The 16,205-nt window shown below is 33.4% G+C and carries 12 protein-coding genes; 4 read left to right on the top strand and 8 right to left on the bottom strand.

What is annotated here, in order from left to right; all coding sequences use genetic code 11:
* The 4 genes from DOS84_RS19235 to DOS84_RS12735 all read left to right on the top strand — a co-directional run.
* Positions 1 to 4,860, top strand: a 4,860-nt coding sequence (locus tag DOS84_RS19235; protein ID WP_207802060.1) for a DUF7507 domain-containing protein, incomplete at its 5' end; no start/stop codon positions are given.
* Positions 4,861 to 4,999: 139 nt separating this feature from the next.
* Positions 5,000 to 5,911: a PorP/SprF family type IX secretion system membrane protein gene (locus DOS84_RS12745; protein ID WP_111410496.1), complete on the top strand. Its 912-nt coding sequence runs from the start codon at positions 5,000 to 5,002 to the stop codon at positions 5,909 to 5,911.
* A gap of 88 nt (positions 5,912 to 5,999) precedes the next feature.
* Entirely contained in the window at positions 6,000 to 6,674 is a 675-nt protein-coding gene (locus DOS84_RS12740) for a tetratricopeptide repeat protein (protein WP_111410495.1), read from the top strand.
* A gap of 54 nt (positions 6,675 to 6,728) precedes the next feature.
* Positions 6,729 to 8,669 (top strand): OmpA family protein, encoded by a 1,941-nt coding sequence (locus tag DOS84_RS12735; RefSeq protein WP_111410494.1) that lies wholly within the window; start codon positions 6,729 to 6,731, stop codon positions 8,667 to 8,669.
* A 67-nt stretch (positions 8,670 to 8,736) separates the two neighbouring features.
* On the opposite strand, the gene DOS84_RS12730 is transcribed toward DOS84_RS12735, so the two are convergent.
* The 8 genes from DOS84_RS12730 to DOS84_RS12695 form a co-directional block, all read right to left on the bottom strand.
* Positions 8,737 to 9,243 (bottom strand): CAP domain-containing protein, encoded by a 507-nt coding sequence (locus DOS84_RS12730; protein WP_111410493.1) that lies wholly within the window; start codon positions 9,241 to 9,243, stop codon positions 8,737 to 8,739.
* Between the two features lie 160 nt (positions 9,244 to 9,403).
* Entirely contained in the window at positions 9,404 to 10,048 is a 645-nt protein-coding gene (gene pdxH / locus DOS84_RS12725; protein ID WP_111410492.1) for a pyridoxamine 5'-phosphate oxidase, read from the bottom strand.
* Positions 10,049 to 10,084: 36 nt separating this feature from the next.
* The gene (locus DOS84_RS12720) at positions 10,085 to 10,990 is read right to left on the bottom strand and encodes a ribonuclease Z (protein ID WP_111410491.1); all 906 of its coding nucleotides are present in this window, start codon (positions 10,988 to 10,990) and stop codon (positions 10,085 to 10,087) included.
* 116 nt (positions 10,991 to 11,106) lie between these two features.
* Positions 11,107 to 11,439: a ribonuclease Z gene (locus DOS84_RS12715; RefSeq protein WP_111410490.1), complete on the bottom strand. Its 333-nt coding sequence runs from the start codon at positions 11,437 to 11,439 to the stop codon at positions 11,107 to 11,109.
* A 9-nt stretch (positions 11,440 to 11,448) separates the two neighbouring features.
* On the bottom strand, positions 11,449 to 12,375 hold the full coding sequence (locus DOS84_RS12710; RefSeq protein ID WP_100844817.1) for an aspartate carbamoyltransferase catalytic subunit: 927 nt from the start codon (positions 12,373 to 12,375) through the stop codon (positions 11,449 to 11,451).
* Between the two features lie 69 nt (positions 12,376 to 12,444).
* Entirely contained in the window at positions 12,445 to 12,984 is a 540-nt protein-coding gene (pyrR, locus tag DOS84_RS12705) for a bifunctional pyr operon transcriptional regulator/uracil phosphoribosyltransferase PyrR (RefSeq protein WP_111410489.1), read from the bottom strand.
* 113 nt (positions 12,985 to 13,097) lie between these two features.
* Positions 13,098 to 14,321 carry a DUF418 domain-containing protein gene (locus tag DOS84_RS12700; RefSeq protein WP_111410488.1) on the bottom strand — a complete coding sequence of 408 codons (1,224 nt, stop codon included), beginning with the start codon at positions 14,319 to 14,321 and terminating at the stop codon, positions 13,098 to 13,100.
* Between the two features lie 173 nt (positions 14,322 to 14,494).
* Positions 14,495 to 16,111: an ABC-F family ATP-binding cassette domain-containing protein gene (locus DOS84_RS12695; RefSeq protein WP_111410487.1), complete on the bottom strand. Its 1,617-nt coding sequence runs from the start codon at positions 16,109 to 16,111 to the stop codon at positions 14,495 to 14,497.
* Between the last annotated feature and the right edge of the window lie 94 nt (positions 16,112 to 16,205).

The following is a 16,205-nucleotide window of genomic DNA, read 5'->3' as shown; positions in this document are numbered from 1 at the left end:
AATGGCGAAACTACACAACAAGCAACGGCTCTTAACGCGGGATTACACAGCGTTACGGTTACAGACTCCAAAGGCTGTAAAACCACATGCGAAATCACAATCACACAACCTGACGTGTTGTCCTGCAGTATTATACAAAATGCTCCAGCCAAGTGTTATGGTGATAGCAATGGTGTGGCAACCGTTACTGCCATTGGCGGAAACGGGAATTACACCTACTTATGGGATAATGGGGAAACCACTGCACAAGCCGTTGGTTTAAGCGCAGGTTCACATACCGTTACAGTAACTGACAAATTAGGATATAAAACAACTTGTAATGTAACAATTGGACAACCAGAAGCAGTGCTAACCTGTTCAATAGCCCAAGACAAAGCCGTCTCTTCAAATGGGCTAAGCGATGGGCAAGCAACCGTTACTCCAATAGGTGGTAACGGAGGTTACACTTACCTATGGGACAATGGCGAAACTACACAACAAGCAACGGCTCTTAACGCGGGATTACACAGCGTTACGGTTACAGACTCCAAAGGCTGTAAAACCACATGCGAAATCACAATCACACAACCTGACGTGTTGTCCTGCAGTATTATACAAAATGCTCCAGCCAAGTGTTATGGTGATAGCAATGGTGTGGCAACCGTTACTGCCATTGGCGGAAACGGGGATTACACCTACTTATGGGATAATGGGGAAACCACTGCACAAGCCGTTGGTTTAAACGCAGGTTCACATACCGTTACAGTAACTGATAAATTAGGATACAAAACAACTTGTAATGTAACAATTGGACAACCAGAGGCTGCATTAAGCGCTACAGCAGTAATAACAAATAACAATAATTGTGTTGGCTGTAATAATGGTTCTATTGATTTAACAGTTTCAGGAGGAACAGCTCCATATGCATACTTATGGTCAAATGGAGCTACAACAGAAGATATCTCGAACTTACCAAATGGAACATACAGTGTTGAAATTACTGACAGTAAAGGGTGTAAAGCTAATTATACATATATAATTTCTGAATCAAGTATAAACATTACCAAAGATGGCACTTATGTTGATAGCAATCAAGATGGTGTTACCAATGTAGGAGATGTTGTTACTTATAATTTTGTAGTTACTAATACAGGAAGTGTAGAGCTAACCAATGTAACAGTTACTGATAATAATGCAACTATTACAGGTGGACCAATTGCAACATTAGCTGTTGGAGCTAGTGATTCAACAACATTCTCTGGCTCACATGTCATCACTCAAAATGATATCAACACAGGATATGTATACAACTTAGCTACGGCAACAGCAAAAGATCCTGAAGATAAAAATGTGACCGACACATCTTCAGACCCTACACCTTGCACAACTTGTCCAAAAGATCCTGAATGTCCTGATTGTACAATTACACCTTTAACACAGTCTCCTAGTATAAACATTACTAAAGACGGAACTTATGTAGATAGTAATAATGATGGTATTACAAATGTGGGTGATGTAGTAACTTATAATTTTGTAGTAACAAATACTGGAAATACTACATTAACTGATGTGACAGTTACAGATAATAATGCAACTATTGCAGGCGGACCAATTGCCACGCTTACTGTTGGTGCAACAGATTCAACAACATTCTCTGGTTCGCATGCAATCACTCAAGAAGACATAAATACTGGATATGTATATAACTTGGCAACGGTTGTGGGTAAAGATCCTAAAGGAAATCCTGTTACGGATACTTCATCTGATCCTACGCCTTGTACAAATTGCCCAATAAAAGAAGATTGTCCAGATTGTACGATCACACCATTGACTCAAACTCCTGGATTGGCAGTAATAAAAACTGCTACTACTGAAAGCTACAGTAGAGTTGGTGATATCATTAACTATACAATAACTGTTAAAAATACTGGTAATCAAACATTACATCAAATAACCGTAAAAGATCCACTTACAGGATTAGACACAATTATAGATGTTTTAGCACCTGGTGCGAGTTCAGAATACACACAAAGCTATACTGTAACTCAAGAAGATTTAAATACAGGTTCAGTTACTAATGTTGCAAAAGCCGATGGATTTACACCAAATGAGACACCAATAAGTGCATCAGATGATGAAATTGTGAACGAAAAAACAAATCCAATCGATGCTGTTGATGATAATGCAGGAACAATTGTTGGTGTGAATCAAACTACACCAAATGTTATCAATGTTTTCACTAATGACACTTTGAATACATTGCCTGTAAATCCAGCAGATGTAATTTTAACAACAGTAACATCAAATCCATTTTTACAAATGAATCCTGATGGTTCTATTGATGTATTGCCTGATGCTCCTGCTGGTACACAAACAATGACGTATCAAATATGTGAAAAACTAAACAATACCAATTGTGATACTGCCACTGTAACAGTTACTATAGAAGTACCTAGCATGACTGTTGCTGGAGAAGCAATCTGTATCAATGATGTTCCTTACTTTAGCTACACAACAACTGCCAATAATTTCACTCCTGTGAATGGATTGACTTTGACTTGGACAGATAGTAATAATAATGTAGTTGCCACAATGACTAACTTGCCATTGAATGGAAAAGTACTTTGGCCAGGAGCAATTGTTGATGAAAATGGTAATGGAATTGATTGGCCTGGTTGGTTATTATTAGACAATGGACAATGGGTTGAAGGTTCTGATGGTTTTGAAAACCTAAGACCTACTGCTTCTGTAACATTTACATTAAATCCAAGTGAAACAATTATAGCTAATTATCCTCCATCAGATCCAAAATGTACTTCTAGACCAACATTTAAAATTGATGCTGTAGATGACTCTGCAGGGCCAATAGATGGGATAAATGGCGCATCTAATGTACTTAATGTATTCAACAATGATACTTTGAATACCGTTGCAGTAAATCCTGCCGATGTTACTTTGACTTTAGTAACACCAGATGCAACTGGACACATAACAATGAATACAGACGGTTCTATAGATTTAAAAGACGGAACACCAGCTGGAACTTACACCTTAGTGTATCAAATTTGTGAAAATGCTGACTTCGGAAATTGTGATACTGCAACTGTAACCATAACTGTCATTTGTAATAATACTACAAAAATTGCAGGTATAGTTTTTAATGCAGGAACTAATACTCCACTAGCAAATGTACCCGTAAACTTAATTCCCCAAGGAACTACAGCAGGTCCTATCCAAATCAGAATTACCAATGCTCAAGGGTATTATAATTTTACTGGAATGGTTGCTGGAGATTACTTAGTGCAAGTACAAGATGCAAATTTAAATAGCGCATACCAATTATATCCAGTAAATTCAAGTTTATTCTTTACAACCTTAGAAAACTGTATATATCAAGTACATGATTTTGGATATGACAAATCAGATTTACCTGTACTAGGAGACTTTGTTTGGTACGATGTGAATAACAATGGTATTCAAGATGAATGGTTTGATGCCAACAATGATAATTTGGTAACTCAAAACATACCTGATGCCAACGGATCATTTGATTATAGCAAATGGGAATGGATTGACCTTAATGGCGATGGAAGCTACGTAGGACCAATGAATGTTGGAGAATTGAATGCTGCTGGTTTTGGAAATGCAAAATCTCCAAATTTATTTGTAACTGGTCCTAATAATTACTCAGATACAGTAATTATTGGTATACAAGGTTTCTGGAGAAACAGACCAGATGCCGGTGCTTTTGGTGACTATAAAGTTGAACTAAAAATGGATGCCAACTTAGAAACACAATCTTCTGTAATAGGTGCTACAGGACTGGTTAAAGTTCTACCAAGTACAAGCAAAATTGCAAAATCACCAAAAACTGTTAAACCAACAAGCTTTGAAGTTTGTGGTCCTACAAATGGTAATCCGCAAACTGCTACTGTAAGTGCTGATGACCAAGTTCATTTAGATATTGATTTTGGTATCAGTTGTAAAACGTTTGCCGACATACAACCAACGCCTGATACTTATAATGTAACACAATGCTCAATTGGTGATGCAATTCGCAATGCATTAAGCAACGATTTATTGAATGGTTCGCCAGCAAATATCGCAGATTTTAAATTTAAACTTTTAACTGCTATCGGACAACATATCGATATTGATGACAACGGAAATGTAACATTTACCAATGGCGTAGCAGCTGGTCAATATGTATTTGACTATCAAGTTTGTGAAGCTGCAAATCCTACAAACTGCGGTACATCAACAATTACAATCAATGTTGCGGCAATTGAGCCTATTACAATCACCAGTCCAGCATTTTGTAATGCAGATACAACTAACGGTAATGTTGATTTGACAAAATTATTACCTCAAGGAGTTCCTACAGGTGGAACTTGGATTGACACTGATAATACTGGAGCAATAAACGGGAATATCCTAAATGCCTTTGGACTTGCTGTAAACACGTATCATTTTGAGTACAAAATTGCAGGTGATTGTCCTAGAAGTGTATTTTTCATAGTTCCAATTAACGATGACTGTAAAGTACTCGATTGTAAAACTCTTATTATACACAACGCCTTCTCTGCTAATGAAGATGGAAGAAATGATTACTTCCAAATTGAAAACTTAGAAAACAATGATTGCTATAAAAATATAAGAGTTGAAGTATTCAATCGTTGGGGTGTTTTAGTTTTCGAGAAAGACAATTACAACAACGAAGGAAATGCATTTAGAGGAAGATCCGAGGGAAGAACAACAATTAATAAAAATGAAGGTTTGCCAACAGGAACATACTTCTATATAATAAGTTATGATACCGTTGATGGCCAAGGCAAAACACTAAATATTAAAAAAGATGGGTATCTATATTTAGTAAAATAAATAAGATTTGAAAATGCTCTGAGGATTATCTCTCAGAGCATTCTCAACTATCTTTTAAAAAAGACTATAGCATTAATAAATAAATCCTCAAAACTATGCTGTTGAAAAATAGCCAATTTAAACCAACAAATAGCTAACTATGAAAACAAAATTATTTTCAATCGTTATGATGTTTACAGCCATTGTAAGTTATGCGCAACAAGATGCTCAATATACTCAATATATGTACAACACAATAAATGTGAACCCTGCATATGCTGGTTCAAGAGGTGCCTTAAGTTTTTTCGCTTTGCATCGTACGCAATGGGTTGGCCTTGATGGTGCTCCTATAACCAATACACTATCAGTAAACACTCCCTTCAATAATAGCAAATTAGGATTAGGTGTTTCTATAATAAATGATGAAATTGGGCCATCAACTACTAATTCAATATCCGCAGATCTATCCTATACAATTCCAGTTTCGGAATCTTATAAGTTGTCATTTGGTGTAAAAGGAACCGCAAATTTATTCAGTATAGATGTGAATAAATTAAATCCAAGTGATCAAACGGATCCTCAATTTCAAAATTTTGACAATGAATTTTCGCCAAATATAGGAGCTGGTATTTATTTACATTCACATAAAGCCTATATAGGATTTTCAATTCCTAACTTTATAGAAACAGATGCATACAACGACAATGATGTAGCTATTTATAAAGAAAAAATAAACTATTATTTGATTGGGGGATATGTTTTCGATTTAAATTCTTCAATAAAATTCAAACCAACTTTCATGACCAAATTAGTGGAAGGTTCCCCTTTACAAGTTGATCTTTCCGGCAACTTTTTGTTCAACGAAAAATTTGTGGTTGGTTTGGCCTATAGATGGAGTGCATCAGTTAGTGCTATGGCTGGTTTCCAAATTTCAGATGCTTTCTACGTTGGATATAGCTATGATTTTGAAACTACTGAACTAGATAATTACAATTCTGGTTCTCATGAGATTTTCTTACGTTATGAGATATTTAAGAAAAATAGCAAAATCACAACTCCTAGATTCTTTTAATGCTAAAATAGTTTGTCAGTCTATTAATGAAAAGAATCAGCAAATAGTAATTACATCATAAAAAGTGTTTACTCTTAAAACAAATGTCATGAAAAAACAAATACTTCTTTACACCGTAATTATAAGTTTATTTTCATTCAATAGTTGGACTCAAAAAAGTGCGGTTTCATTAAATGAAAAAAAAATAGGTGATTCCACAAATAGTTTGGCAATGGATGATAAAATTTACCATCCTAACATGAAAGTGAAATACTATCATGTAGAAGAGGTTGTCCCAATGAAATTTGGAGGTTACAAAACAGTTTATGATGTAAGTAATCCAAAATTAATTAGAACTTATGATTTAGGCCCAAATAGCAAACGAATTGTAACCCCAATATTTAAAGAAGGACTACAAGATGAAAAAACTAATCTAAAATCGGATACAACATTGAAAACTGAAAATGCAAAAATTTCAATTTCCGATGCACCCAAAAAAGTAGATTCGTATGCTTATATAGATATTATTAAAACATACGAAAGAGTTGCCGAAAAAGGGTATGAATCTATTGATATGTTAAAAAAAATGGGGGATTCCTATTTTTTTAATGACGAATTAGATAAAGCTGAAAAATGTTATGGTAAACTATTTAATAAAACATCAGATTTAGAACCTGAATATTATTATCGTTTTTCTATTGCCCTAAAATCAATTGGAAAAACGGACAAGGCCAATGAATATCTAAAAAAATTCAATCAATTATCTAGTAACAATACTCGATGAAAAACTCTTATAGTAATCAAAAATATTATTAAAGATTCCTAAAAAATTAATATTATGAAAAACATTACAGTAATTTACTTAGCAATACTTTACTTCTCTTCATTAAGCAATTATGCCCAAAAAGCTAAAGTAGCAAGTGCGGATAAAAAATACGACAATTACGCCTATATTGACGCAATAAAAACATACGAAAGAATTGCTGCAAAAGGATATCAATCACCTGATATGTTCCAAAAATTGGGTAATGCATATTTCTTTAATTCTGAATTGGATAAGGCTGCTAATTGGTATGGTCAATTATTTGCTTTAACAACAAATGTTGATCCCGTATACTATTACAGATATGCCTACTGCCTAAGATCTACAGGTGATAATGAAAAGGCAAATGAAATGCTTAAAATCTACAATGAAAAATCAGACAATGCTAAAAAGGGAGAACTTTATATCCAGAATGTAAATTTCTTAGATGAAATAAAAGAAAATTCTGGTCGATATAAAGTTAAAGACGCTGGAATTAACACTAAATATTCTGATTATGGAAGTTCATTCTACAATGAGAATAAATTAGTTTTTACTTCGTCAAGAGATACAGGAAGCTTAGGACAAAGAAAACATACTTGGACCGATCAGTATTTTACAAATTTATATGAAGCGAACCTAAGTGGTGATTCATTAAAGGCTGAAAAAGTTAGCAAATTTTCAAAAGGTGTGAAATCAAAATTTCATGAAGCCAGTGCAATTTTTACAAAAGACGGCAAGACTATGTATTTCACCAGAAATAATTATTTGGAAGGAAAAAAAGGAAAAGATGATAATAAAGTTACATTGATTAAATTATACAAAGCCAGTTTTGGAGACAAAGATTGGGGAAATGTTACTGAGTTACCATTCAATAGCAACAATTATAGTACTGCGCATCCCGCTCTTAGTCCTGATGAAAAAACATTATATTTTGTTTCAGATATGCCTGGAACCTTGGGAGAATCAGATATTTTTAAAGTTAGCATCAATAGTGATGGTAGCTACGGATCTCCTCAAAATTTAGGACAAACAATTAATACTGTAGGAAAAGAAACATTTCCGTTTGTAAGCGATGAAAACGAACTCTATTTTGCTTCGGATACTCATTCTGGACTTGGAGGACTTGATATATTTGTATCCAAAATTAATCCAGATGGGACTTTTGAGGAGGTTCAAAATGTAGGTGCGGATGTCAATTCACCAAAAGATGATTTTGCCTATTTAATAAATACCAAAAACAAAATTGGATTTTTCTCTTCCAATAGAGATGGCGGAAAAGGATACGATGATATTTATCAATTTCTAGAAGTCAAACCACTTTGTAAACCTGAATTAAGTGGAGTTGTAAAGGAGTTGGTTTCAGCACAAGTACTTTCAAATTCAAAAGTAACTCTTTATGATGATCAACATAAAGTAATCAGCAGTGTGCAATCTGATTCTAATGGTAAATATTCATTTACTAATTTACACAAGAAAAAAACATACAGTGTAAGAGTTGAAAAAGAAGAATACACAACCGCAGAACAAACAAAAACAATGCCTTCTGATTGCAAAGCTGAATTAAATTTCGCACTTGAAAAAGCCTTGTGTAAAGTAGCCGTTGGTGACGATTTAGGTAAATGCTTCGGAATTAAATGGATCTATTTTGATTTAGACAAATCAAATATTAGACAGGAAGCCGCTCTGGATTTAGCTAAAATATTAGATGTTATGGCCGAATATCCAAACATGAAAATCGATATCCGTTCACATACAGATAGTCGTGCTTCTTTTAAATATAATGAAGGATTATCTGAAAGAAGAGCAAAATCTACAAAAGATTGGTTGATTAAAAATGGTATTAGTCCAAACAGATTAACCAGTAAAGGCTATGGAGAAACTCAATTAGTTAATAAATGCTCTGATGGAGTACAATGTACTGAAGAAGAACATCAACAAAATAGACGTAGTGAATTTATCATTACTGCTCTATAAAGAGATCTTTTTTAAAACAAAAAAACTACCAAATTGGTAGTTTTTTTGTTTTGTTCTGTTTTTGATTTTAAATCTTAACAAAGATATTTGTATAATATTTTTTACCATTTGCAGGATTCTCTCTGATTGAAATACCAAAATGTGTAAAATCGCCTTCTATATTTTGTTTGTGCCCTTCACTTTTTAGCCAAGCATCAAATGCACCTTTGGCACTATTGTAATTGTAAGCAATATTTTCACTTACATTTTTTGCATGCAAAACTTTCATAATATTTGATGAACGTGCCTCAAAATCATCATGATTCACAACATTATTGGCAATCATATAATTATCATGCTCTTCAGATTTATATGAAACATGATTAATTTTTTCCAAAGCATTCAAACCTATACTTACACGGTAATTGTTAATCAAAGTCATTGTTTCTAATTCAACCGGGCTATAATCATAGTTCAAAACAATCGCAGGATTTTCCGAAGCTTCTTGTGTTGTAGCACTATCTTCGGCTGTACAGGAAACAATAAAACTCAAAATTGCAGCAAAAAAACATAAACGAAATAATTTCGAGTTCATAAAAATAGTAGTTTAAGTTTAAAGTAGATTGGGGGCAAACTTCTTTAATGTTAACGGCTTAGATCAAATTTTAATCCAAATAAACCCACTAAACTTAAAAGTACCAAATAAAATCGATGAACTACATATAAATTGCAAAAGATAATACCGTATTCTTACATTACGGGGCAAGCCGAGAGATTTTCCATGAAAAATCGTCCTGAAGTGTATAACGAATTCGATCATGCAAACGATTTGGTCTTCCTTGCCAAAACTCTACTTCCAAAGGCATTACTAAGAAACCTCCCCAATGCTTTGGGCGCGGAATTTCTTTTCCTTCAAAATCTTTTTCTAATTGCTTTAAATTTTCTTCAAGATAATCCCGCGACGGTACTACCTCACTTTGATTGGATACTATGGCACCTAATTTACTACCATCCGGTCTTGACTCAAAATATCCATCCGAAATATTTTCGGAAGTTTTCTGGGCAATCCCTTTTATTATTACCTGGCGTTCCAAACTTTCCCAAAAAAAAGAAAGACAAATTTTTGGATTATTAATTATGGCTCTGCCCTTCTCAGAATTATAATTAGTAAAAAAAATAAAACCTTCTTCATTGAATTTTTTCAATAAAACAATACGTGATTTCGGAAAACCATCCAATCCAATTGTAGAAACTGTCATAGCATTGACTTCTCCACTTTCATCAAAATCTTCTTCTTCGTGAAACCATCTATTAAAAAGATTTATAGGATCTTCAGGAATGGAAGATTCCAATAATTCACTTTTCTCATATGATTTTCTATAATTGCTTAAATCATTCATTTTTTCTAAAACTTTAAATTATCAAAAATAATTTTATTAAAATTCAAAACTTTTGCCATCATCAGCCAATAAGACTTCTTTAAAAATGGTTTCAGCCTCTATTTTGAACAAATCAATACTGTCGTAACGAGTAGAATAATGTCCTAAGATCAATTGCTTAACATTGGCTTTCAAAGCAATTCTGGCTGCTTCCTTCGCCGTTGAATGCATCGTTTTCAGTGCCAATGTTTCTTCGGATTGCAAAAATGTAGATTCATGATACAATACAGTGACATTTTCTATTAAATGAATTATATCTTCACTGTATTTGGTATCCGAGCAAAAAGCGTAGCTCAATGCGGGAATTGGGTCAAACGTTAATTTATGGTTTGGAATAATTCGCCCATCTTCAAGAGTGATATCCCTTCCATTCTTTATATTCTGATAATAACAAGTGTTTATTTCAAAATCATGGACAGCATTCAAATCAAGTCTGCGCTCCCCCGTTTTTTCTTGAAATAAAAAACCATTGGTGTAAACACGATGCTTTAACGGAATAGTTTTTACCATTACTTTATCATCTTCATAAACGATTTCACTTTTCTTAGATTCCAATTCATGAAAGAACAATTGATAATTAGTCCATGAATTGGATAATTTTAATTGCAAATCAATTATCTCTTTAATCCCTTTTGGCCCATAAATATGCAAATCTGTGGTACGCCCTAAAAGAGCAAAAGTGGATATCAAACCTATCAATCCAAAAAAATGATCTCCGTGTAAATGAGAAATAAAGATATGGTTGATTTTTGAAAATTTTAATTTGTTTTTACGCAACTGAACTTGGGTTCCTTCCCCGCAGTCAATCAAAAAAAGTCTGTTTTTAATTTCTAAAACCTGAGAAGTCGGATTGGTTAAAGTACGTGGAGTTGCGGCATAACAGCCTAATATTGTGAGTTTCAATCTATTTATTCGTTTAAATTTTAAATTGTTTAATTTGGTTTAAAGTTGTTTAACCCATTTTGACGATTAAAGAAATAACGATTAAATCTTTAAACGAATAAACAATTTTAAACACTTTAGAATCCCAAGTCCCTTTCAATTTCATCCATTTCAATCAAATCCTGCGCTTCCAATTGGGTAGGAACAACAGTTATAGAAACAGGAACTTTATTATAATCTAAATCTTTGGCAACAAAAACCAAAGATTTTTTTTCTTTTTTATGCTTTTTTACTAAGTCAGAAAAAATCTTAATTGATTTTACATCCACCGATTTATCATGCGAAATATCCAAAATAAGATTATACTCTTTAAAACTATTGTATTGGCTATTTATTTTATCAAGAAATTCTACAATATCTCCTTCTGTATCTTTAATTATAGTTGTATGTCCTTTTGTAGTAACTTTCATAATCTTTGCTTATTGGATTTTTGAAGCCAAAAGATAGATAACCGCCATTCTGATGGCAACTCCATTCTCTACTTGATTTAAAATCACCGATTGTTGTGAATCGGCTACATCACTTGTAATTTCAACGCCACGATTTATTGGTCCTGGATGCATAATCACAATTTCTTTATCGAGTGAATCCAACAAAGCTTTATCAACCCCATATTGCTGCGCGTACTCTCTGGTAGATGGAAAAAAATTAACATCCATTCTTTCATTTTGGACTCTCAACATATTGGCTACATCACACCATTCAAGTGCTTTACGTAAATTAGGTTCAACTGTTACTCCAAGTGATTCAATATGCCTTGGGATAAGCGTTTTGGGTCCACAAACTTTAACTTCGGCTCCTTGCATTTGCAAAGCATATATATTGGAAAGGGCTACTCTTGAATGCAAAATATCACCAACAATAACTACTTTTTTTCCTGCAACATCTCCTAATTTTTCTCTAATTGAATAACTGTCCAATAAAGCTTGTGTAGGATGTTCATGGGCTCCATCGCCTGCATTTACAATACTTGCCTTAACATTTTTTGATAAAAAATAAGCGGCTCCAGGATTTGAATGTCTCATGACTACCATGTCCACTTTCATTGAAAGAATATTGTTTACGGTGTCTATTAATGTTTCTCCTTTTTTTACCGAAGATTGTGCTGCCGAAAAACTAATAACATCAGCTGATAAACGTTTTTGAGCCAATTCAAATGATAATTTTGTTCGTGTACTGTTTTCAAAAAAAATATTAGCAATTGTAATATCTCGCAATGAAGGTACTTTCTTTATTGGGCGATTAATTACTTCTTTAAAATGATCGGCAGTTTCAAAAATCAGGTTAATATCATTTTCATTAATATATTTAATACCTAATAAATGATTTACACTTAATTCGCTCATTATTGTTTAGATTTTCAGATTTTTATAATTATTAATATGGAGTTCTGTTTTATTTTTGAATTTCCAAATCTAATTGGTCACTAAATAAACACCATCTTCTCCATCTTGCTCAGCCCAACACACTTTCACCTTTTCACCATTAATCGCATCTACTTGACGACCACGATAATCTGGCTGAATGGGTAAGTCTCTACTAAAACGACGATCGATTAATGTCAATAATTCAATGCCGGAAGGTCTTCCAAAAGATTGAATGGCGGTCAAAGCAGCACGAATACTGCGCCCTGTATACAATACATCATCAATAAAGATGACTTTTTTGTCTTCTACTAAAAAATCAATTTGTGTTTTATTGGCTTCCAAAGGCTTATTTGTTCTTCGGAAATCATCTCTAAAAAAAGTGATGTCCAGATACCCCAAAGATACATTTGGTATGTGATATTCTTTTTCTAATAATTCTTTTAATCGTTCTGCCAAAAATGTCCCTCTAGGTTGAATTCCTATCAAAACAGTATCAGAAAAGTCAAGATGTTTTTCAATTAATTGACAAGCCAAACGGTTCAAAATAATATTGACTTCTTTTGAATTGAGTAACACTTTTTGATTCATATTTGCAATTGTTTGATTTTAAAAGATTTACGATTTCATCAATGTGGTTTTAAAATGCAGCATTCGATTTCGAAACATCGTAGGTTTGGTTAAGCAAATATACAAATTCCGAATTAGGATTTATTCATTGCAACACCAGAAAAATTATTTCTTTTTTTTCTAAAAGAAATCCATGTCGCCTTATGCCAAATATACTCCAATGGTCCTTGCTTATGAGTTTTTAACCACCAAGTACAGAATGATATTTGCAGAATAAACAAAACAATTCCAATTAACAGGCAATAAGTTGCCCCAGTATATTCAACAAGTCCCAATCCGTAACGGTAGTAAATAAAGGATCCCACAATAGACTGCATGATATAATTGGTCAAACTCATTTTCCCAAAAGGAATCAGTTTTGACAAAAAGTTGTGAATAGATTCTTTTTGATAAATCAAAATAAATGTAGAAACCATAACAATCATAAAAGCCAAATTAGACCAAGATGTTATAATTATCAAAACGCTATTCATTGTTGCTTTTCGCTCTATCAATTCTGGTAAAAAAGTTTTTAATGCAAATAAAGGAACAAAAAGAAAAATGGCATACTGCAAAGCTTTTTTCCAAAACAAATTACTTTCCGTTGATGCAATAAAAAGTTTTCTACGTCCAACTAACATTCCTAACATAAACAAGGAAGGAGCCTGGAAAAAACGTCCATTTTCCCATGACCAAGCAACGGATGCAAATCTCCCAATATTGAGATTCCCTATCGCATAGTCCATAAAAGAATTACTTTTTAGATACTCACCCATCATCCCAAAATAATGATCTGATAAGTTTGGTGTTGGGACATATTCTGGATGCAACAGCATATAAAAGAACTTTGTCCACTCCAAAGGCTGTAACATCAAAATAACCGCAGTAAAAAAAACGGTTTTATCGTTCCATTTACAAACAGGAATTAAAGTAAGTCCCAAAACGGCATAAATCATTAATATATCACCTTCGTAAAAAATAGCATTTAGAAGCCCAAAACCTAACAATAAAAATAACCTCCAAAGAAATCTACCTCTAAAATCTTTTCCTTTTTTCTCTTGATTATCATTTTGAATATAAAAACTAAAGCCAAAAAGTAGTGCAAAAATGGCATACGATTTTCCTCCAAAAAGGAAAAATAAGGTTTCCCAGATTATTTTATCCAAGACCTTCATCCATTCGGGTAAGGCTTCCGGGAAATAATAGTAATCAAAATGCTCAATATTATGCAATAACATGATAGACATAATTGCAAATCCTCTTAAAGCATCCACAACTTCTACTCTTGGTGTTTTTAAATTAAATGTACTGTTTGACATAGATATAATAAAAAAATGAAACAATTATTTTCTCAAAAGTATCTTAATTTTCTATCAATAACTAAAAAATTAATTTTAAATTCATTATAAAAAGCACTCATTCTGAATAGTATCGTCCAAAAAAAAACTCCTACATTTATGTAGAAGCTTTTTTTACCTAAACTTATTTATTCTTATGAATACATTTTAGCTCTTAATTCTTGAACTTTTTCGTCATCTAAATATTCATCAAAAGTCATATAACGATCGATCGCTCCGTTTGGCGTTAACTCAACTACACGATTACCTACAGTTTGAGCAAATTCATGGTCATGTGTTGTAAAAATAACTGATCCCTTAAAGTTTTTCAATGAATTATTGAAAGCAGTGATAGATTCCAAATCCAAGTGATTAGTTGGTTCATCCAACATCAAAATATTAGCACGCTCCATCATCATTCGGGATAACATACAACGAACTTTCTCTCCCCCTGATAAAACTCTACTTGTTTTTAAAGCTTCTTCACCTGAGAAAATCATTTTCCCAAGGAAACCTCTAATAAAAACTTCATCACGTTCTTCCTCCGTTTTTGCCCATTGGCGTAACCAATCGACTAAAGTATAATCATTTTCAAAGAACGAATGATTATCACCTGGTAAATATGCCTGATTTGTGGTAACACCCCAATCATAAGTACCTGAATCTGCAGTTTGATTTCCGTTTAAAATTTCATAAAACGCAGTCGTAGCTCTAGAATCTTTAGAAAAAAGAACAATTTTATCGCCTTTTGCCATATTCAAATCCACACCTTTAAACAATAAATCTCCGTCTACAGAAGCGCTTAAATTCTGAACGTTTAAAATTTGATCCCCAGCTTCACGATCCTGATCAAAAATAATCGCTGGATAACGACGGCTAGAAGGCTTTATCTCTGAAATATTCAATTTAGAAATCATTTTCTTACGGGAAGTGGCTTGCTTAGACTTAGCCACATTCGCAGAAAAACGGCGAATAAATTCTTCTAATTCTTGTTTCTTTTCCTCTGCTTTCTTGTTTTGTTGCGCACGCTGTTTTGCTGCCAATTGACTGGATTCATACCAAAAAGTATAGTTTCCTGAATAATGGTTTATTTTACCAAAATCAATATCCGAAATATGTGTACAAACTGAATCCAAGAAGTGTCTATCGTGAGAAACTACAATTACTGTATTTTCATAGTTTGCCAAGAAATTTTCCAACCAAGCAATAGTTTCAAAATCCAAGTCGTTGGTAGGCTCATCCATGATCAATAAATCCGGGTTTCCAAAAAGAGCCTGTGCCAAAAGCACCCTCACTTTTATTTTCCCTTCCAAATCTCCCATCAACGTATAATGGTTATCTTCAGAAATACCAAGATTCGAAAGCATTGAAGCCGCGTCTGAATCTGCATTCCAACCGTTCATTTCTTCAAATTGCACTTGCAGCTCCCCTATTCTGTCAGCGTTAGCGTCGTTGTAATCCAAATAAAGGGCGTCCATCTCTGTTTTCACAGCATACAAAACTTTATTCCCCATCATCACGGTTTCCAGTACCGTATGTTCGTCAAACATGTTATGGTTTTGGTTCAAAACCGACATGCGTTTTCCCGGTTCCAAATGAATATGACCCGAAGTTGGGTCGATCTCACCTGCAATTATTTTAAGAAAAGTTGATTTTCCAGCACCATTGGCTCCAATAACTCCATAAATATTTCCGTGTGTGAAGGTTGTATTTACTTCGTCAAACAAAATTCGTTTGCCAAACTGAACTGATAAATTATTGACTGTTAACATGAATGTCTCTTTATTAAAATTTTGTGCAAAAGTACAAAAAAATGTCTATTTTTTTGTACTCAAAACTTCAAATTTATAATCAGAATAGTCTTTA

This window comes from Flavobacterium aquariorum (assembly GCF_003254745.1).
In the GTDB taxonomy this organism is placed as follows: domain Bacteria; phylum Bacteroidota; class Bacteroidia; order Flavobacteriales; family Flavobacteriaceae; genus Flavobacterium; species Flavobacterium aquariorum.
The sequence above is the reverse complement of the archived record's forward strand: the minus strand, read 5'-3'. Positions and strand labels throughout refer to the sequence as shown.